Origin of the sequence: Mastigocladopsis repens PCC 10914 (assembly GCF_000315565.1) — a bacterium.
Taxonomy (GTDB): domain Bacteria; phylum Cyanobacteriota; class Cyanobacteriia; order Cyanobacteriales; family Nostocaceae; genus Mastigocladopsis; species Mastigocladopsis repens.
The window spans coordinates 4,730,411-4,750,871 of sequence record NZ_JH992901.1; the positions used below are offsets into that span (position 1 = coordinate 4,730,411).

At 44.2% G+C, this 20,461-nt stretch carries 14 protein-coding genes and 1 tRNA gene; 7 read left to right on the top strand and 8 right to left on the bottom strand.

The window, feature by feature from the left end:
- Positions 1-141 precede the first annotated feature (141 nt).
- Positions 142-3,294, bottom strand: a complete 3,153-nt coding sequence (locus MAS10914_RS0123065; RefSeq protein WP_017318318.1) for a pentapeptide repeat-containing protein — start codon at positions 3,292-3,294, stop codon at positions 142-144.
- Between the two features lie 383 nt (positions 3,295-3,677).
- Positions 3,678-4,046 carry a CU044_2847 family protein gene (locus MAS10914_RS0123070; RefSeq protein ID WP_017318319.1) on the bottom strand — a complete coding sequence of 123 codons (369 nt, stop codon included), beginning with the start codon at positions 4,044-4,046 and terminating at the stop codon, positions 3,678-3,680.
- 433 nt (positions 4,047-4,479) lie between these two features.
- Between MAS10914_RS0123070 and MAS10914_RS0123080 the strand changes: the two genes are divergently transcribed.
- The 6 genes from MAS10914_RS0123080 to MAS10914_RS0123105 all read left to right on the top strand — a co-directional run bounded on the left by MAS10914_RS0123080 (position 4,480) and on the right by MAS10914_RS0123105 (position 13,050).
- Positions 4,480-8,025, top strand: coding sequence for an nSTAND1 domain-containing NTPase (locus MAS10914_RS0123080; RefSeq protein ID WP_017318320.1), 3,546 nt, complete (start codon positions 4,480-4,482; stop codon positions 8,023-8,025).
- A gap of 92 nt (positions 8,026-8,117) precedes the next feature.
- On the top strand, positions 8,118-8,351 hold the full coding sequence (locus MAS10914_RS0123085) for a hypothetical protein (RefSeq protein ID WP_156818225.1): 234 nt from the start codon (positions 8,118-8,120) through the stop codon (positions 8,349-8,351).
- Between the two features lie 246 nt (positions 8,352-8,597).
- A complete protein-coding gene (locus MAS10914_RS0123090) occupies positions 8,598-9,887 on the top strand; it encodes a glucose-1-phosphate adenylyltransferase (protein ID WP_017318322.1) in 1,290 nt (429 codons plus the stop codon).
- 69 nt (positions 9,888-9,956) lie between these two features.
- On the top strand, positions 9,957-10,490 hold the full coding sequence (locus MAS10914_RS31730) for an AAA family ATPase (RefSeq protein WP_198014999.1): 534 nt from the start codon (positions 9,957-9,959) through the stop codon (positions 10,488-10,490).
- A 100-nt stretch (positions 10,491-10,590) separates the two neighbouring features.
- Entirely contained in the window at positions 10,591-11,586 is a 996-nt protein-coding gene (locus MAS10914_RS0123100) for a DnaJ C-terminal domain-containing protein (RefSeq protein ID WP_017318323.1), read from the top strand.
- 678 nt (positions 11,587-12,264) lie between these two features.
- Positions 12,265-13,050, top strand: coding sequence for a protein kinase family protein (locus MAS10914_RS0123105; RefSeq protein ID WP_232224220.1), 786 nt, complete (start codon positions 12,265-12,267; stop codon positions 13,048-13,050).
- Between the two features lie 153 nt (positions 13,051-13,203).
- Here MAS10914_RS0123105 and MAS10914_RS0123110 read toward each other — a convergent pair whose 3' ends face one another.
- Both MAS10914_RS0123110 and MAS10914_RS0123115 read right to left on the bottom strand, forming a co-directional pair.
- Positions 13,204-13,740 (bottom strand): peroxiredoxin family protein, encoded by a 537-nt coding sequence (locus MAS10914_RS0123110; RefSeq protein WP_017318325.1) that lies wholly within the window; start codon positions 13,738-13,740, stop codon positions 13,204-13,206.
- A gap of 217 nt (positions 13,741-13,957) precedes the next feature.
- Positions 13,958-14,569 carry a peroxiredoxin gene (locus MAS10914_RS0123115; RefSeq protein ID WP_017318326.1) on the bottom strand — a complete coding sequence of 204 codons (612 nt, stop codon included), beginning with the start codon at positions 14,567-14,569 and terminating at the stop codon, positions 13,958-13,960.
- 376 nt (positions 14,570-14,945) lie between these two features.
- Between MAS10914_RS0123115 and MAS10914_RS0123120 the strand changes: the two genes are divergently transcribed.
- Positions 14,946-17,114, top strand: a complete 2,169-nt coding sequence (locus tag MAS10914_RS0123120; RefSeq protein WP_017318327.1) for an amylo-alpha-1,6-glucosidase — start codon at positions 14,946-14,948, stop codon at positions 17,112-17,114.
- 56 nt (positions 17,115-17,170) lie between these two features.
- Here the strand turns inward: MAS10914_RS0123120 and MAS10914_RS0123125 are convergent.
- From MAS10914_RS0123125 to MAS10914_RS0123140, 4 genes are all read right to left on the bottom strand, one after another.
- Positions 17,171-17,244, bottom strand: a tRNA-Met gene (locus MAS10914_RS0123125).
- Between the two features lie 184 nt (positions 17,245-17,428).
- Positions 17,429-17,986, bottom strand: coding sequence for a recombination mediator RecR (gene recR, locus MAS10914_RS0123130; protein WP_026082761.1), 558 nt, complete (start codon positions 17,984-17,986; stop codon positions 17,429-17,431).
- 186 nt (positions 17,987-18,172) lie between these two features.
- Positions 18,173-19,150 (bottom strand): Bpu10I family restriction endonuclease, encoded by a 978-nt coding sequence (locus MAS10914_RS0123135; RefSeq protein ID WP_017318329.1) that lies wholly within the window; start codon positions 19,148-19,150, stop codon positions 18,173-18,175.
- On the bottom strand, positions 19,123-20,364 hold the full coding sequence (locus tag MAS10914_RS0123140; protein ID WP_017318330.1) for a DNA cytosine methyltransferase: 1,242 nt from the start codon (positions 20,362-20,364) through the stop codon (positions 19,123-19,125). The genes MAS10914_RS0123135 and MAS10914_RS0123140 overlap by 28 nt, the downstream gene beginning before the upstream one ends.
- Positions 20,365-20,461: the final 97 nt, after the last annotated feature.

Sequence of the window (20,461 nt, forward strand, 5' to 3'; positions counted from 1 at the left end):
AGGGGATATTGCCCCACGAAAACCCGGTCAAGATAACCGGGTTTTTTAGTGGAGTGAGGAGCGCGTAGGGTGTAATTGTGCGTAAGCGCAAAGCGTATGCCGATACAACAGAAGCGAAACAGAGGTGAGGCGGGGAGGACGTTAAAAGGCTTCGGGCTTATTAACTGCTGTCTCCAATCCTCGCACATCTTCCCGTTTCGTATCCTGATTCCAAATAATGTTTGTGAGGTTTGCGCCACTGAGGTTTGCGCTTCTGAGGTTTGCGTCACTGAGGTTTGCGTCACTGAGGTTTGCGCGACTGAGGTTTGCGCCACTGAGGTCTGCGCGACTGAGAATTGCGCGACTGAGAATTGCGCCACTGAGAATTGCGCCACTGAGAATTGCGCCACTGACGATTGCGCCACTGAGGTTTGCGCGACTGAGGTTTGCGCCACTGACGATTGCGCGACTGAGGTCTGCGCCGCTGAGGTTTGCGCGACTGAGGTTTGCGCTTCTGAGGTCTGCGCTTCTGAGGTCTGCGCCACTGAGGTTTGCGCCACTGAGGTTTGCGCTTCTAAGGTTTGCGTCATTGAGGATTGCGCCACTGAGGATTGCGCCACTGAGGATTGCGCCACTGAGGTTTGCGCCACTGAGGTTTGCGCCACTAAGGTCTGCGCCACTGAGGTTTGCGCCACTGAGGTTTGCGCCACTGAGGATTGCGCCACTAAGGTCTGCGCCACTGAGGTCTGCGTTACTGAGGTCTGCGTCACTGAGGTTTGCGCCACTGAGGAATACACCCGCTATCCTTAGAAAAGTGCCAATGGCAATGCTATTGCTGTAGCTAATGATGCAACTCAATCGCTGGTTATCAAAATCTTTAGTGTTTTGTTGCCCGCAGGGGTGAAAAGCGATTTTATCCTCTAACTCATCGCTGCTCTGAGCATAACGATGTAATTCTAAGAGTAAAATCATTACATTTAGCCCAGTATATATATCAACTTCTCGCAGTCCTAATTTGCTTCCATACTTTTGCAGCTGCATCATTTTATTCTGTGGCAGATTGTCCTGGTGTTCCTCATCAAGAGGGTTCTTCGGGTGTACATTAATGAATCTTCCTTCACACCAGTCATGATAAAAATCTTTCAAGCGCTCGAATAAGCACTCAAACTGTGTTGGCTGAAATTTCTCCTCACTATCAGGCACAAGCAACGCCATGAGATAGTCCACAATTTCTTGTGTCAGTCCACCGTAACCCAGTAAATCGTAAATTTCTTTTTCTAGCTGGTCTTTGCGGGTGGAATATTTCCAGCGTCCAAAGCGCTGTTCTCCTGATACCCAGTTTACTAGGCTGTCTCTCAAGCGCTGGGCACATAAAAATTCACCAAAACTTTTGTGTACAAATTCGACTGCTCCCTCCTTCTCGCTAGTCGCAGAAGTCGGTCGCAGATAAAACGCTGCTAGTGCATTTCTCAAAGGGTTTTCGCCAATGCGTTTTTGTGCTTCCTCCAGCAGTTCTTTTGCGTCATCATCAAACTTTAGGCGCTCTTCAATATGTTTTATTAAAGTAAATTCTCCACCCGTTTGCGTCACACACAAACCCGCTTCAGCAAGAATCCGCCGTAAGCCTTCTGTTTCTAATGTTGTGAGCTCACGATTAAGGTCTTTTGGACGCTGTTTTGTGAGTACCCAATCCAATGTCTTTTGATAAATCAGAATTTTAGCTTTCGCGCTGCTTACCCCCTCAAACATTTGGTCTGTGATTTGACCATCCCGATGCATTGCTGCTAAAAGATACAGTAATAGAGGTTCTTTTGCTAACTGCTGTACTCGTTCTGGACAGCTTTGGGCTTGCAAAAACTTTTGAAAAGCTTTAGCATTATCCTTCTTCTTATCAAGCAAATTTTTATCAAACAATTGTTTCCATTTACTAAACCACTGCTGCTGGAGTTGGTCATCCATCAGCGAAATTTCTACCCGCTCTAAATTTGGGGGTATAAATCGTTCAATGCCCTGTAAAGCTGACTCTCTGCCAGTGACTAAAAACCGATGTCCCAGTTGGGGATTCTGTTGACAGCTTTTTTGAAAGTTTCCCACCTGTTGGAGAAATTCTTCAATACCTTTAGTGGTTCTCCCCTCCATCCGCAGTTCATCGAAGCCATCTAGTAAAAATAAAAACCGAGTATTGGAGTCAGTTAACCAACCGTCGTCACTCTCAGCAAAATCTGCATTGACAGCAGCGCGGAGAGTTTTTTTAATATCTGGGTAAAAAGCATGAATATCCCGCAATCGAATTAATACAGGTGTCCAAATTGGATGAAGATGCTGACGCACCCAATCAGCAAACATCCGACAAAAGACACTCTTACCGCGTCCTGGTCCCCCTTGTATAAACATTACCTGACCGTTTTTGTCAGGGTTTCTCAGATGATTTTTTGCCCAATTTTCTAAATCAACTGGGGTACCATTGCTATTTACCAATTGAGTTTTTAGGGGTACATAAATATCAGGAATCTTAAACTCTTCACCTATGACCTTCCACCGTTCAAGTAGCACTGGGTTACTGGGATTGGGTGATATCTGCTCCTTAAGGTAAGATTCAATACCGCTGTATTTTTTGGTTACTCTTGTTTCTTGTGCTGCGGCTATCGTTAAACTTAGAGGCTTGACAAAATTTTCTGGCTCGTATTTCAGGAGTGACTTCACACATTCATGGGTTCCCCACGCTACCCATCCTGTCACAATTGAAGCTGTGTAATTGTCCACAATTGGAGCAGCTTTATCCTCGTCGTTAATTCTGACTTTTTGTTGCAGGTAAGCAGCTTTATCCTCGTCGTTAATTCTGAATTCTTGTTGCAGGTAAATGGATAGTTGCTGATTTAAGGCTTGTCCTAACTTTGATTCGGGGAAATAGGTTAATGCCTCCTCAGCTAGGTCCTTATCTAATTGAAATTCTCCTAGTTGGTCAAGTTGCTGCCTAACCTCTTGACTTGATAACTCGTCATCATTTTTTTGTTGTAATAGTTGTAATTTTTGTCGTAACCAGTCATTTGTTTGAACCAAGGTATCAAAGCTTTGTATGTAAGCCAGAGGAAAGGCGATCGCTACCCATTGTTCTAAATTTGGCTCCTGGGTGCCGCGAAGTAAGTTTAGTCCTTTTCGGGTAATTCCGACAAATGATAGCCCCGCGGCTACCACTGGTGCTGCTGGAACACTTGCAAGCAAACCGAGTGCAATCATGAATTCCAAAGCAGCTTTAGAAACTTCTGCCCCAGACTCCGCCATGTCTCCAGGCGTTCCTAACTCCTGGGTGTTCATCTGTTGCCAAAACCGCTTAAGCTTGCTCACTGCAAATGTCCCTTTCTTGTGACACTTCCGCTGTCAAAGCCTGTGAAATTCTTGGCTTTCAATTAAGATAACTGAGATTTTTACCTGGAGGAGCTTTCAACTTACGCACGTACAGTTAGACCGTTTACCTGACGGAGTGACCTACTGCTTAACCCACATTCCGCAGGTCTGTCATGTAAGTAGATAATATTTTTAGCAAGGGGCACCAAGAAACTTCAGAATCCATCGTCGTTCATCAGTAAAATTAACAATGTGTTTAGTGTCGGCGATTGCCCCTCTGGGGCAGTGCGCTGAAGGCGCAATCGTTAGCAGATGAATAGACATAAAAGATTGAAAAACCCACTGCTTTGTAATTACTCTTTTAAACGCTCTGGAAACTTACACTTGACCTCTATTTCCAAATTACTTTCTGCTGAACCTTCGGTAATATAAGGAATACCAGCTTTTCCGCCCATCTTGATGCCAAATTTTAGTGTTACCTCCTCAATCTCACCTGCATTAAAGTCTTTAAAAGCACTGAGGGCATAGGCAGTATAAGCTCGAATCATTTGGCGAGTTTGTTGCATTTGGGCAAGCGGATCTATCCGCACATCCTTGTATTCTATACCTTCACCTTCATCCTGCTCTTCAATTTCAGGATTGATTTCAGTTGCCGTGAGGTCAACATCAATCTGGTCAAGTTCTCCGTCGGCTTGGAAAAATATACGCTGCACTTCTGACATGGGCTTTTTTAGATAGAACCTTATTTTAATAGTGGAAAAATTTAAGACTTAGGCACTTTACAAATAGTAGCCGTCAAGCGGAGCATTCCAGTTGTTCAACAAAAGCTGCTCTCAAAATGCTTTCGCTGTTTGTTTTACCCCACACGTTCAGCATATAAGCAATTTGCTGGCATTTTTTCCATTTCTATTTCCTAAGTGCATAAGCTAATTTTGCTAACACCTATTAAGAAGACAGATAAAGAAAACTCACAAGGCATGACGCAAGTCATCCAAATAAGACAAGATATACACACAATTTAACTTATCTTAATGTAGAAGTCATAAATTTTGACCCAATCATAGAACAAAGGGATACAGTTTGGTTTTTACTAACGCAGCCATCAATGATGTCTGTCAAAATTAACCCGCATTTTAAAAAGTCAGGGTGTGTGAAATGGCACGATACGCACTTGTCATCGGAATTGCTGAGTATCAAAGCCCTTCATTACCGCGTTTGTCAAAGACAATAAATGATGCTGAAGCTGTAGCGCGGTTACTAGAAGAGTATGGAGATTTCCAATCTGTTCAAAGACTACCACAGCGCTGGAACAAAGACAAAAACGGCTATGAAATAGGAGCGCAAAAACTCACTGGCGCTCAACTTGGTCAAGAACTGAGAACATTTTTGCTAGAGCAAGCTGCCAAGAATGAGGCACTGATTTATTTTAGCGGACACGGTTTTACAATTTCGGACAATTTGGGACAACAAAAAGGATATTTGGCAACTTCTGATTGTCAAATTGAAGTTGTGGGGAACGAAATTGTGGAACAAAAATATGGCATTCCCCTCGACAGTTTCAACGAGTTAATCAGGGATTCTGAGTTGAGTAGTTTGGTTGTGCTCCTTGATTGCTGTCATAGCGGCTATTTCTTTGAAAGACAGTTGGTAGAGCGAACCCTAACCGCTTTCAGTTCGCAAAAGGATTATTACTTAATCACAGCTTGTCGCGGCTTTGAACGCGCAGGAGTCATAAAGAGTGAAGAATACAGCATTTTCACAGGAGCAGTTATTCAAGGATTGGCGACGGAAAATGCGGGTAGTAAGGGGAGAGTGAGTGGCGATCGCCTATTCGATTTTATTAGCAGCGAACTTCACGGTTCTGTACAAGAACCGCTCCGCATGGGTTGGGGACGATCTATCACTCTAGTGAGTTACCCCAAGTCAGAGAGTCCCACAGAGGAAATTGTTACTTTCAATCGGGAAAACCCTTATCGGGGACTTTATACTTTTGAAACAGAGCAATCGAAATATTTTTTTGGACGCGAGCAAGCCGTTCGCATACTGATTTCCCGTCTAGTGGATAGCCGTTTTTTGGCTGTGATTGGCTACTCAGGGAGTGGCAAATCTTCTTTGCTGAAAGCGGGGTTGTTACCGCAACTCAAGCGCGATCGCCTCCCTGGAAGCAGTCAATGGGAAATCGCGTCTTTAACCCCTGGCGAGCATCCTTTAGGTAAACTACTAGAGGCTCTGACTCGACAACAGCAGCAGAATAAACCATATGTCCTGTTTATCGATCAGTTTGAGGAAGTCTTCACCCTTTGCCAAGACGATGAAGAACGAAAGTCTTTTATCCGCTTAGTCATAGAGCAAGTCAATACAGCTGAACGACACACACGGGTCATTATAGCGATTCGGGGAGATTTCTTAAACCGATGTGCTGAGTATCTAGATGTTGTCGCTCTGATCAATCGCGTTCCTCCGACGACCTATATGGTAACGCCAATGTCTTTGGTAGAGTTAGAGCAAGCAATTGAAAAACCTGCTCAATTGCATGGCGTGACTTTTGAGCCTGGTTTAGTGTCACTCATTTCCCAAGACATCGTTGGACAACCGGGAGCATTACCTCTATTACAATACGCTCTCAAGGAGTTATGGCGAGTTTGCATAGAGGAACCTGAGTCGTCGGAACCACTTTTAACTTGTAAAGGCTATGAGGAAATTGGTGGGGTTAAAGGAGCTTTAGACAAGCGAGCGACACTTCTGTATCAAAGTTTAACAAACGTAGATCAAACGTTTGTGCGTCGCTTGTTTATGGAGTTGGTGCAGTTGGGTGAAGCGCTGGAAGTGACGCGGCGGCGTGCTAGCTGGGAGAGATTACAGGCGATCGCAGATTCTCCACAACAACTGCAAAGGGTTGTGGGATTGCTGGCGGGTTCGCAACAACGCTTGATTATCACTGATGCTAGTACCGTAGAAGTGGCTCACGAAGCGCTTTTATCTGAGTGGAAATTACTCAATACTTGGATTGCTGAAAATCGTGAGAATATTCGTATCAGTCGCATTCTAGAGGAAGATTGCCAGGAGTGGGAGGATACGTTTCATAAGTCGGATGATGCGCTGTTGACTGGTGCGCGGTTAGCTGTGATTTCTCAATGGGTGGAAAAAACTCAGCCGCGACTGACGCCACAGGAAGCGGAGTTTTTACAGAAGAGTTTGGCAAAGCGCGACCAAGAAATTCAGGCAGAATTAGAACAGGAAAAACAACTGCGAGAACTTGCAGAAGCTCGGCAAAAAGAAGCGGAAGCGAGAGCCATAGCCGAAGTAGAAAAAGCGATAGCAGCAGAAGATAAAGCAAACGCTGAAGCAGCAAGAGCAAAAGAGGCTGAGGCAAGGGTTAAGTATCAAAAACAACGGACTGGACTGGCGATTACCGCTGCAACACTGGTGGTTTTCACTTTGGGATTGGGACTATTAGCACAACAACTCCAAGGGCATAAGAAACAACGGGAAGCAATTGCTTCTGGCGCATTAATTTCTAGATCTGAGCTACTTTTTGCTGCAGGTACTCAGTTGGAGTCAGTCATAGCAAGCGTCCGCGCGCTAAAGCTGTTGCAAGAGATTGGTGGAGGAGATGCTGACGCACTTAATCAACTTAAAGTCGTGATTGATGGCGTACAGGAACGCAATCGCATAGAGGGACACACAAATAGTGTTAACGGTGTCAGTTTCAGTCCGAAAGATGAACTGATTGTTTCTGGTAGTTCAGATCACACTTTAAAACTTTGGAAACCGAACGGAACTCCAGTGAAAACCCCTGCTCCAATGAAACATAATGGTTCAGTCTATACTGTGAATTTTAGTCCGAATGGCGAGTATATTGCCTCTGCCAGTGCCGATAAAACAGTTAAGCTCTGGAAAAAAGATGGCACTTTGCTCACTCCTCTCACAGGACATAATCACGAGGTAACTAGTGCAAATTTTAGTCCTGATAGTAAAACCATTATTTCTGCTAGTGAAGATGGGACTGTAAGACTTTGGGAAATAGATGGTATTTCACCAAAGGTTGCGCTCAAACCACCTACCATCCTCAAAGGACATAATGGGAAAGTCTGGGGCGCAGAATTCAGTCCTGATCGTCAACTCATTGCCTCTGCCGCTGATGATGGAATTAGAATTTGGACAAAAAATGGGACTTTTATCACTAATCTTAAAGGACATACTGCGGCAGTAAGATATGTAACTTTTGGTCGTAATAATAAAACGCTTATTTCTGTAAGTGAGGATAGAACAATCCGAAGTTGGAAACAGCAAACAAACCCAAAAAACTGGCAATCGGAACTTTTTACAAAAGAGGCTAACAAGTCTTACATAGTGAAACATAGTCCTAATTACCAATTTGTTGCTACTGCCCATCCAGATGGAACAATAAACATTTGGCAAGCTGATAATGGCACTAAAATCTCTACCCTAAGACGACACAAAGACGAAATTTTGGATTTGAGCTTTAGTCCTGATAGTAAATCTCTTGCCACTGTCAGCAGTGACCAAACTCTTAGGATATGGAGTTTAGATTCTCAGAAAAATACCAACTCAACAAACAATAATTCTAATTTATTAAAAAAAGGATGTGATTGGCTGGCTGATTATTTAACCAACAATGATAATGCTCGCAAGGAATATCGTGATGTTAGCAATATTTGTCAAAATGTTAAAGATTAAACCGAGTGGATTATGTATAAATATTAATACTAATCTAACCTCGTGATGCTTTTTTAAAATGTGCTTAATATAACCAACCAGGAGTGCAGTATATGAGTAACTCAGAAGTTCATGAAGTTCATGAAAATGAATTGGACCCACAAAGTCTACCAGAAAAAGAAACTACTAAACCAAGATCTGAAGCCTCTCAAGACACCAGGAATAATAGTGATAGTGATAGTAGTAGCCATCGTGGTAGCCCCAGTGGAAGCAATAACCCAAGCGCTAAAGGTCATAGTAGTGAGAGATCTGGACGAGGAAGCAATAACCCAGGCGCTAAAGGTTGATAGAAAATAGAGGAAAAGACAAGTGCGATCGCCAATAAAGCTGTATATCCCCCTATATAGGTAAGGGGGATATTGGGCTTTCAATAGCTTGATTCAAAATCAATCCAACAGAATAAAATAACAAATTTTTGGGAAATTGGAAAATCCATCAAAAGCAAGACCACAATCTACCCTCCCCCCCTTATCAGCTGTCTCAGCTAGCCCTAAACTGTAGGTGAGAGTTGAAAGGCAGTCGGGAGAAATCTTGTGAAAAGTGTTTTGGCAATCATTCTCGGGGGGGGTGCAGGTACCCGCCTTTATCCACTCACCAAGTTACGCGCTAAACCAGCAGTACCAGTCGCTGGGAAGTATCGTTTAATCGATATTCCTGTCAGTAACTGTATAAACTCGGAAATATTCAAAATCTACGTTCTGACTCAATTCAACTCAGCTTCCCTGAATCGCCATATAGCCCGTACTTACAACTTTGCCGGCTTTACGGAAGGTTTTGTAGAAGTCCTAGCTGCACAGCAAACGCCAGAAAACTTCAACTGGTTCCAAGGTACAGCTGATGCGGTTCGCCAGTATTTGTGGCTGATGGAAGAATGGGACGTAGATGAGTATCTCATCCTTTCCGGTGATCACCTGTACCGTATGGACTATCGTCAGTTCGTACAGCGTCACAGGGAAACAGGGGCTGATATTACTCTCTCAGTACTCCCAATTGATGAGCGCCGTGCTTCTGACTTTGGCTTAATAAAAATTGATGATTCCGGTAGGATAATCAATTTCAGCGAAAAACCCAAAGGTGACGCTTTAACCAAGATGCGCGTCGATACGACTGTATTGGGACTGACACCAGAACAGGCTCAAGAACAGCCATATATTGCCTCAATGGGGATTTACGTCTTTAAAAGGGATGTTTTGGTTAAGCTTTTGAAAGAAGCTTCAGAACGGACAGATTTTGGAAAAGAAATTATTCCAGATGCCTCAAAAGATTACAACGTTCAAGCCTACTTATTTGAAGGTTACTGGGAAGATATTGGAACAATCGAGGCATTTTATCATGCCAATTTAGCATTAACTAAACAGCCTCAGCCGCCCTTTAGCTTCTACGATGAACAAGCGCCAATTTATACCCGCGCTCGTTATTTACCTCCCAGTAAAATCTTAGATTGCCAAATCACAGAATCCATGATAGGTGAAGGTTGCATCCTAAAAAGCTGCCGCATTGAACGTTCGGTGTTAGGAGTGCGATCGCGCATTGAGGCTGGTTGTGTTATCCAAGATACCCTAATCATGGGAGCAGATTTCTATCAACCATTCGCTGAACGCCAGTCAGATTGCGAAACTAAAGAAGTTTCCTTGGGAATTGGTGCTAACACCACAATTCGTCGTGCCATCATTGACAAAAATGCCCGCATTGGCTGTGATGTGCAAATTGTCAATAAAGACAACGTCCAAGAAGCCGAGCGCGAAAATCAAGGATTCTACATTAAAAATGGTATCGTTGTCGTGCTGAAAAATGCCGTCATTCCTGATGGAACGATTATTTAGTCGTTAGTCATGAGTTAGTGGTTAGTCAAACAATTAACCACTAACAACTAACAACTAACAACTAAACATATGACTAAATTGTTGTTGCTCATTGGTCTTCCTGGTAGCGGTAAGTCTACTTTGGCAAGGCAATTGCTCGCAGAATGCCCTTGGATGCAACTGATTTCTACAGATGCTATCCGGGGGCAGATGTTTGGTAATGAAGGCCTTCAGGGACCTTGGCTACTGATTTGGCGGGAAATTCAGCGGCAATTTCAGCAGGCTGTAGCCACAGGTGGTACGACAATCTACGACGCTACCAATGCCCAGCGACGCCATCGCCGTGAAATCATTACCATAGCGCGCGAATTAGGCTTCACTCACATGACCGGGGTGTGGGTGAGAACCCCAGTATGGCTGTGTTTGGCACGCAACAAAAGACGGGAACGTAAAGTGCCAGAAGACGTTATATTGCGTATGTATCGTCAGCTTCGTGATGCCCCTCCAAGCCTAGAGGAAGGGCTTGATAATTTGATATGCTTTCCTTCTGGAAGCTCAGGAGTACGGGAATTGCGCTCGTGCAGTGAGGAAGAACCGCACTTGAAATTATTTAATATTTGTTAATTTAATATCAGAGTTTATGTACCGGAGTTATCTCTGGGGCACTATCTCGAATTAAATTTTAGACAAAATTTTAACGGAAATGTTTAGAGGAGGCTGGTAGATGGCTGCAACCGACTTCAAGGATTATTATGCAATTTTGGGAGTTAGTAAGACCGCCAGTCCAGAAGAAGTTAAACAAGCCTTTCGCAAATTAGCCCGAAAGTATCACCCAGACGTCAACCCCGGCAACAAAGAAGCCGAGGCACGCTTTAAAGAAGTCAACGAAGCATACGAAGTTTTGTCAGATTCAGACAAACGCAAAAAGTACGACCAGTTTGGTCAATACTGGAAACAAGCGGCTGAGGGCTTCCCCTCTGGTGGCGTCAATGTTGATATGAGCGGTTTTGACTTCAGCCAGTATGGTAGTTTTGATGACTTTATTAATGAGTTATTAGGGCGTTTTGGGGCTGGTAGCACACGCGGTGGGCGACAGTCTTATTATCGCACTTCCTCGGGTGGACCTAGTGGTTTTGGTGGTTTTAGTGATTTTGGTTTTCAAGATACAGGTTCTGCCGGGGCTACCCAAGATAGCGAAGCCGCGATCGCTCTTACCTTTTCCGAAGCATTTAATGGTGTACAAAAACACCTAAGTCTAGGTAATGAAATCATTGATGTCCGCATCCCCGCAGGTGCCAAAGCTGGCAGTAGGTTACGTGTACGGGGTAAAGGACTAGTGAATCCTTACACGCAACAACGTGGCGATTTATATCTTAAAGTCGAACTTCAACCCCACTCTTTCTTCCAGTTTGAGGGCGATAACTTGGTGTGCGAGATACCAATTACGCCAGACGAAGCCGTTCTAGGAGCCTCAGTTGAGGTACCTACACCCGATGGTACGGTTACTGTTAAGCTTCCTGTTGGAGTACGTTCTGGTCAAACTCTGCGCCTGCGTGGTAAAGGCTGGCCCCAACCTCGCAATGGACGTAGTGACCAGTTGGTGAAGGTCGCAATTATACCACCAAAAGACCTTAGCCAACAAGAACGCGAATACTATGAAAAAATCCGCGCTATACGCACCTATAATCCCCGTAGCCATTTACAGCAAATCAGGCTGTGAAGATTTTGGCTCGGGATTTATTAGTTTTAGAGACGCGCCCTAATGCGTCTCTAAATTATTATTTATGAGTTGTTAAATTTCTAGCAAAAGCCTGGTTTAAGAGTATTTTAAACCGCAGATGGACGCAGATAAATACGTTTTTCCTGGGAGCATCCCAAATGTTTAGCTGGAGGTGCGGTTCAACTACGCCATTGATCCGCCTCAATCGGTGCCGTGTCAAACCAACGCCTTGATGTGCACACTCTACTGCTCATATCCTATGCAGTTTCTCATGCTGTGGCTGGACGGGGGAAAATGGCTAAGAATCATATAGAACTTAGAAGGAACAAATACTTCAAGCTCAGTTCACAAATTGCTCAGTTGGATAATGCACAATTACACTCTCTGTTTAACAATAGTGAGTCGAATGAGTCGAGCACAGGTTGGGGGATAAATCACGCCATCGTCCTTGGGGAATCCAAGGTCTTTGTGAAACGTGTTCCAGTTACGAACATCGAATATGACAACCTGTTATCCACCAGAAACCTCTATGACCTGCCGACTTACTGTAATTACGGCTTCGGTTCCACTGGTTTTGGCGTCTTCCGTGAACTCGTGACCCATATCAAGACTACCAACTGGGTATTGGAAGGGGCGTTCACGCAGTGTCTCTGTAAGAGAATCGCCACCTTCCCACTAATGTACCATTATCGGATTATTCCGTTCTCTGGGCGGCGGGCAGATGTGGATAGGTCGCGTCTAAAAGGTTATGTGGAGTACTGGGGCAATAGTGCGAATGCCGGGAATTATCTGGTAGATAGAGCGAACGCCAACTATGAGTTGGTTCTGTTTATAGAGCATATACCGTATGTTCTGGAAACATGGCTGCGGGAAAACCCCAACAAACTTCAGAAACCCCTGGATGACTTACGCACGACGATTGACTTTTTGAGGACGAAGGGAATCATCCACTTCGATGTGCATTTTCAGAACGTCCTCACCGACGGCGAGCAGATATATTTGACCGATTTTGGTTTGGTACTTGACAAGAGTTTTACGTTGACGAAAGATGAAGAGTCTTTCTTTGAGCAGAACACATTTTATGACTACGGAGAAGTCCTGCGGAATCTGGGACACCTGATTCGACCATCGTATGATTCATGTTCCCAGAACGATAAACGCAGGATGATGGAAAAGTATGGCATAAAACAAGGCTTACAACCTTATGAAGTGTATTCCATATTACTCGACAACATCGAGCAGATACATGCTGATGGGGTGATGAAGTTAGATGATTTCTATGTTGCCAGCATCGTCAAATACCGCAGCATCATTGCGCTGATGCAAGACTTCTTTTCTGATATGTGGGGAAATAACAACAAGGACACAAAACTTGAACACGCAAAACTACGGCTGCTGCTCAAAGAAACGGGGTTTGTTCCTGATGCTGAATCCCACACACATCAAATAGATTCGGGATTATAACGGCTCTGTTGCCGAATTGCAATTGCCCCAAAGGGGTGGGCACAAAGTGCCATTGCAGGAGCGGATACTCTTGAAACCTCGTAGCTGTTGACGTCGGAAATTGCAGGTATGTATATGGGACTTTTTCAAAATTGGTATGCTTCCTTTTCCCTCTTAATTGAATTGCTCTAGTAACTTTTCCACTCCAGCATTATGCTCCAGGAAAGAAAATAAATGCCAGTAGCGAAGTTTCCCTTCTTTATCTAACACAAATTGTGCTGGCAAAGGCGCTCCTAATGCTTGCCCGACTTGATAAGTACGAAACACACGACAACTGGGATCACTCAAAAACGGCATTTTTATGCCTAAATCTTTCACAACTATTTGACTTTGTCGTTCGTCGGTACTAGTAATCATCAAAACTTCTATGCCCCGATTTTGAAATTGCTCGTAGTTTTCATTTAATTCTTTGATGTGAGGATAGCAAAAGGGGCAATAATTTTTTTCTGTAAAGATACGAGTCAAGGCGATTAATACTGGTTGCTTGCCTCGATAATCAGATAATTTCACTACAGTTCCGTTGGTGATATCTGGCAGTTGAAAATCTGGTGTTGTGCGTCCCAATTGCAACTTATTTGTTGCTGGAATTGGCAAAAAATTGCGAAAAAAGCGTTCATTGAATAAGCTACTGGAAGCAGTTGAAGTTACCATTTTTTTATCTCTACTATTATTGAGTAAATTCTTAAATAAGAACCACAGATGGACACATAATATAACCAAATAATAAGTAATTTTTAACTCGTAATTGGTTATTATAGATTACGAATTATTAATTACGAATTTGATTCGTTTGTGTTTATCTGTGGTTAAACTTGAGTCGATTTGTAGTAGCACTGAAGCTCTACTACAAACCTATTCCCTTTACAACCTAAACAGCCGCGAAGTAAACTTTAGACTTCACCGGGTCGGGAGTCATCGTCTTGTCGCCTGGTTGCCAGCCAGCAGGGCAAACTTCGTCCGGGTGGGACTGAACGTATTGAATGGCTTGCAAAGTCCGCAGGGTTTCATCAACATTGCGACCAAAAGCAAGGTTGTTGATGGTTGCGTGCTGTATGACACCCTCTTTGTCAATGAGGAACAGACCACGCAAGGCAACGCCCGCTGCTGGGTCAAGCACGTTGTAAGCTGCACTAATCTCTTTCTTAATGTCAGAAACTAGGGGGTAGTTGAGGTCACCGACACCACCAGACTTGCGATCTGTTTGAATCCATGCTAAGTGAGAAAACTCACTATCAACGGAAACACCGAGGATTTCAGTGTTAATATTTTTAAATTCTTCGTAGCGATCGCTAAAGGCTGTGATTTCAGTGGGACAAACAAAGGTAAAGTCTAGGGGATAGAAAAATAGCACGACATACTTGCCGCGATAGTCGGAAAGTTTAATGGTTTTAAATTCCTGATCTACCACAGCCGTTGCTGTAAATTCGGGAGCCTGTTGACCTACACGGAGGCATCCTTCTGATGAGTAAGACAGAGGCATTAATCTAATTCTCCTTCAACTTATATCCGTCTAGTATCGTCGGGGTTCGAGTCGGGTAAATCTCACCCGTCCTCGTCATCACCCTTCTAGTATGTCCTAAGCCCTGCGGGCACGCTACGCAAACGGACACACTGCTCTTACGCCAGTCCGTTGGGTGTGGGAAACCCTTATTCGCCCTAAGCCTATGCCTGCGGCACGCTACGCGAACGGCACGCTTGCGGTGTGAACCCAACTCCTTCTTTAGAAGGCACGGGCAGGCACTCGCGTTCACGTTCGGTGTAGCCGTGCCGCAGGTTTAGCGCCTACAGGGCTGGACTCACAGTTCAATTACGATCTGTTACGACTATATCATAGTCATAACGATTTTGAGTAGCAAATGGTTGATTTAGATACAAGAGAATGGTTACTAACCAATGGCTTAGGAAGTTTTGCCAGTGGAACAGTTTCTGATGTCCGCACTCGTACCTATCATGGCTGGTTGTTTGCCGCTACTAGTCCGCCTTCTGGACGCACTCTGCTGCTTTCGCACCTAGAAGCTAGCCTAGAACTACCAGAGCAGGTTATGGCACTGGGCACAAATTTCTGGGGTAGTGGTCAGCTAGAGCCAAAAGGCTACCAACTGCTGCGCTCTTTTGAGATTAACCCTGTTCCAAAATGGATGTGGGGGGAGGATGACTGGCAGCTATCAAGGTTTTTGGTCATGCCGCAGGGATTGGAACAGCAACGACAAGGGGAACTCGGGGGTTCTATGTATGCTCGGCACGCACCATCTGCGAACGAGCAACATATCGACGGAACACAGTGGGGATTAGGGACAGCCCTAAGATGGGCAGAAAACATCACTCCAGCTCCATGTCACCCCATCGCCCCATCCCAGTTTTGCCATCGGGTTTTGATTCAGTATCGTTATGAAGGTACAGATACGGCTACTTTAAGGCTGCGATTGCTCATAAGCGATCGCGACTTTCACCATCAACAAAAGGCAATTCCAGAATTACAGTTCTCGCAAATGCTGGGACAAAAGCAAGTTTGCCTGCAAGCAATAGTATCTCACAGCTTTGGAACGCCTTGGCACTTGCGCTGGACACAAGGAGAGTATCAACCAGATGCGGTTTGGTACTGGAATTACGGACTCCCCGAGGAAACTCTGCGGGGGTTGGGCGATCGCGAGGATCTCTACAGCCCTGGTTACTTAACTGTCAAACTCAGTCCAGGAGATGCAGTGACTTTGGAAGCGCGGGTGGGGTTTCCCAGTGACGTGGAAACTCCCCTGACTTCAGAAACCTTTGCAGAAGTTGTGCAAGCAGAGCAAGAGCGGCTCTGTCAGGTTTTTGGGTGGAGAATAGGGGGAAAAGATACCTCTACATCTTCCCGCACTTCCCCCCTCTGGCGGCGACTACTGCAAGCAGCGGATCAGTTTGTTGTTTATCGTGCTTCTATTGCTGGTCCCACTGTCATTGCTGGATATCACTGGTTTAATGACTGGGGACGAGATACCTTGATTGCCTTACCTGGGTTGGCACTCATCCCGCAGCGCTTTGACTTGGCAAAAGGACTGCTGCAAACCTTTGGACGTTACTGTCGTCACGGTTTAATTCCCAATGCGTTTCCAGATATTGGTGGCGAACCGTTTTATAATAGTATTGATGCGGCGCTGTGGTGGATTGAAACTTTAGGGCTTTACTTGGAAGCTACCCAAGACTGGCAGTTTTTGGCAGAGCAATATCCAGTTGTGCAGCAAATCTACAAAGCTTTTCTTGGTGGCACGCGCTATAATGTGCAGCTTGATGCTACCGATGGGTTAGTTGGTTGGTATGCTCCTGGTGTAGCTCTGACCTGGATGGATGCGGTAGTAGAGGGGCAGCCTGTGACACCCCGTCGTGGTAAGCCGGTGGAAATTAATGCTTTGTGGTATTCAGCTTTATGTTGGGCAACTCGGTGGGCAGAAATATTGAGTGAACAGGAAGCGGTTGGCGACCCAGCGCGTCTTGCTAAACAGGCTTTGCGTTATGCCCAATTAGGACAACAAGTGAAAGCCGCTATGCAACAGTATTGGAATCCTCAACTCGGCTACTTATACGACACCATTGAGCCAGACGACCGTCGAAATTCTCAGATTCGCCCAAATGCAGTTTTGGCACTTTCGCTCTCACACTGTGCTTTTTCCGAACAGCAAGCGCAGAAGGTTCTTGACGTAACTTGTTCTTGCTTGCTGACTCCCTATGGTCTTCGTAGTCTCGCTCCAACAGATCCAGAATATATTGGTAAATACAAGGGGACTCCTGAGAAACGCGATCGCGCTTACCACCAAGGCACAGTGTGGAGTTGGTTGATTGGTCCTTTTATCCGCGCTTGGGAGCGTTTTTACCCTGAACAACCGCTGCCCTTTGATTGGCAACCCCTTCTGGAACACTTTCTATCTGATGGTTGTCTTGGCTCTATTTCCGAGATTTTTGATGGTGATGAGCCGCATACACCCAGAGGGGCTATAGCTCAAGCTTGGTCTGTTGCCGAGGTCATTCGGCATCTAAAACAAGAACAATGAAGATAAAATTCTTTCTTCTGTCTTCATTCTTGTTCTTTCACTCTTAAAAACTAAAGTGGCTCAGGTCGGATTCGAACCAACGACCCCAGGCTTATGAGTCCCGTGCTCTAACCTACTGAGCTACTGAGCCATATCTTTGCTTACGTTTTCTTAAGATAGCATACAAAAATTTTGAAGTCAAAACTCAAGAGTCAAAAGTCAAAAATTATTTTCCCCCCGATTTCCATCTCCTCACCTATAGCTTACATCCTATAAAAACACTAAATATGAAACAACGCTGTTAAGTAAAACTACTGAAGGGAGCATATATTTGACTAATCCAACTCTCGGCGACCTTCCAAGGCTCTTGCCAAAGTCACCTCATCAGCGTACTCCAAATCTCCACCCACCGGTAAACCAAAGGCAATCCGCGTCACTTTAGTAAATGGCTTCAGGAGTTGACCGACGTAGAGTGTCGTCGTCTCACCCTCGACACTCGGACTAATTGCCATAATCACTTCTTCAGGCTTGTGCTGACTCACCCGCCGCACCAAAGCTTGAACTGTTAACTGTTCTGGACCAATACCATCTATCGGGGAAATCACCCCACCTAAGACATGATACTTGCCCTTAAACTCGCGAGTTTTTTCCAAGGCAATCACATCACGGGAATCTGCTACGACACAGATAGTTCCGTTGTCGCGGTTTTGGTTGCGGCAGATTTCACAAACTGGTTCAGAAGATAAGTGAAAGCAGACAGTACACAAACCTACCTGTTTTTTTGCCTCAATCAGGGCTTGCGCCAAAGCCTCTACTTCTGCTTCTGGTCGTTTTAAAATATGCAATGCTAGACGTTGGGCAGTTTTTGGACCAACTCCAGGTAAACGTTGCAGTTGTTCAATTAAGCGTGCTAAAGGGCGTGCGTAAACCGTTGTCTTATCTCCAATTGTTGCTCCATCACTATGATGGCATTCTCACAAGATTTTGGATTGGTCATTTCACTTATTTAAGGTTAAGTGGTCGAGTGAGACACCATAATTGGGAATCGTTCAGATCTATTTTAATACTCGGTTGAATAATTACTCGTCAATTAGCCATCCACGCTGTATACCGTGTTCAATTCCGCCAGTCCAATCCATTATTAGATGCTTGCGTACCTTATGGAACAGATGTTGAACTACAGTTGGGTTAATTGGGTTGTGTACATACGTTTCTTCATACCTGAATTCTCGATCAGTATTTTTTTGTTGGCGTAGTACATAAATTTGGTCAACCTTGTACTTCCGAAGATTCACATCGCTCGTCAGCTTGATCCGTTCCATAACCACAATATACAAACTATTTGGATTTCTAGCCTTTAAGTCCTCTGCTGCTCGTGATGAACCTTCAAGCATAGTCTTGTCAAGATACGTCTTACATTCAATGGCGACAACTGGAATATCGAAAATGTGCGTTTCAGTGTTACCTGTAACAGTAACTTCTGAATAGTTCTCCGGTTCTTCTTTAACAAGTGCGAGTATTTCACCAGGATTTTGATCTTGCTCTGGCGGGGATGCTGCTTCAAGTGATGCTTGAATAGTTGCTCCAATGACAAAATCATGATCTTTCTTTTCAATACGCGCATATGGTCGCTTAAGCATCTCAGAGTATTTTGGTGGCACAAAGAAAATATCTTTGAACGTATGAGACTTGCCGATAAGAGCATTTTCTCCAAAGCCTTTTGCTAAATCTCTAAACAGATAGTAGAGAAATTCCTCCAGTACGCTAGAGTGAAGGTTCGATCTAGAGTCAAACTTCTCAGCATAATGTTGCTGGTCTAAGAAGTCCTTGTATGTTGAGAGAAGTTCTACCCTTGTGCCAATAATTGTGTCATCTTGATCAGTAGGCGTTAATGCAGGTCCAACCAATTGGATATTAGCTGAGTGCCACTTATCATATTTACTTCTAATCTCGCTGAGATATCTTCTACTTTCTGCATCTCGATATTTTGTGCGGTGGTTCTCCTTCTGCTCAAGATTAGAGCCATGAACTAAAGGGTTGCGATCGCTTGTTGGCATAGCTCTAATTTCTCTTGAAGATAAAGTGCAATTGACCTAGCAAGAGCAGGTGGTACAGCATTACCTACCTGATTGTACTGGCAAAGAAACTTCTCGTTGAATCTTTCCTCCCGGTGTAGTAACTTGTGAGACACAACAGTCTTCTTCCCTAAAAAACGATAATTGTCAGGAAAAGATTGAACACGTGCCCCTTCACGGACTGTCAAATTACGATGCTGGAAAGGATGAATAAAATTGGCATAAAATGACGCTGCTACAGTGTGTGATGGTTTATGGGGATTCAGACGTCGGTTGTTCTGGTCATAACTTTTCTCAGATAGCTCACCATTTCCACTACGGCGTCTAGCTCCATGTTCTTTTGGTACGTCTGAAATGGATTCGCCCCATTTGATATGTTTGAAGCGTTCTACAAGCCTGTCAGAATGCTCCATTGCAACATGATTATATAGTGTTTGACTTCCATTTCTGATCCAGCTTTGATAGTCATTGTGAGGTTCTGAAATGTAAGGCTGCTCCTCTTCGCCCTCTCTTGCATTAAGTGGTGGTAAATCTGATATTGCATCCCATAAGCTTAAAGCAGGAAGTAAACCGCAGCACTCAAACACCGATAATTGAGAGCTATTTATATGTAATAAATCTAAGGAATGTGTTTTTGGAGGAATACCTAATTCTTTTCCCATTTTATTTCCCACAACAAAGATACGCTCTCTAATTTGCGGTACGCCATATTCAGCAGCATTTAGTAACCATACTTCTACGAAATATCCAAGTTCTGCAAAAGTTTCCTTGATAATATCTATGACCTTTGTGCCTTCAATGTTTTTGTGCGAGAGTAAACCCTTAACATTCTCCATTACAAAAGCTTTAGGTTCAAGAAAACTTATCCATTGAGCAAAGTTAATGAACAGACTATTTCTAGGGTCTTTAGGATCTTTTTGTGCTGGTCCTGCAACGCTAAAACCTTGACATGGAGGTCCACCAATAACAATATCTGGCTTGAACAGACAGATATCCTTAACACTGCTTAAAGTATTAAAGTCACGGATATCGTGTTGAATAACTGTCATGTTGGGACGGTTGTGGCGCAGGGTATCACAAGCCCAAGCATCAATCTCAACGGATAGAGGAACAGAGAAACCTGCCATCTCAAAACCTAAACCAAAGCCGCCAGCCCCAGCAAACAAATCAATAGCGACAGGTTGTGATTTTACCATACACTCTTACTGTAGTTACTTTAATATTTAACTTCTAAATACTCTACAATGATACGCTTGTACGGCTTTGTCAACTAGTTAAGTTATTAACTATCCC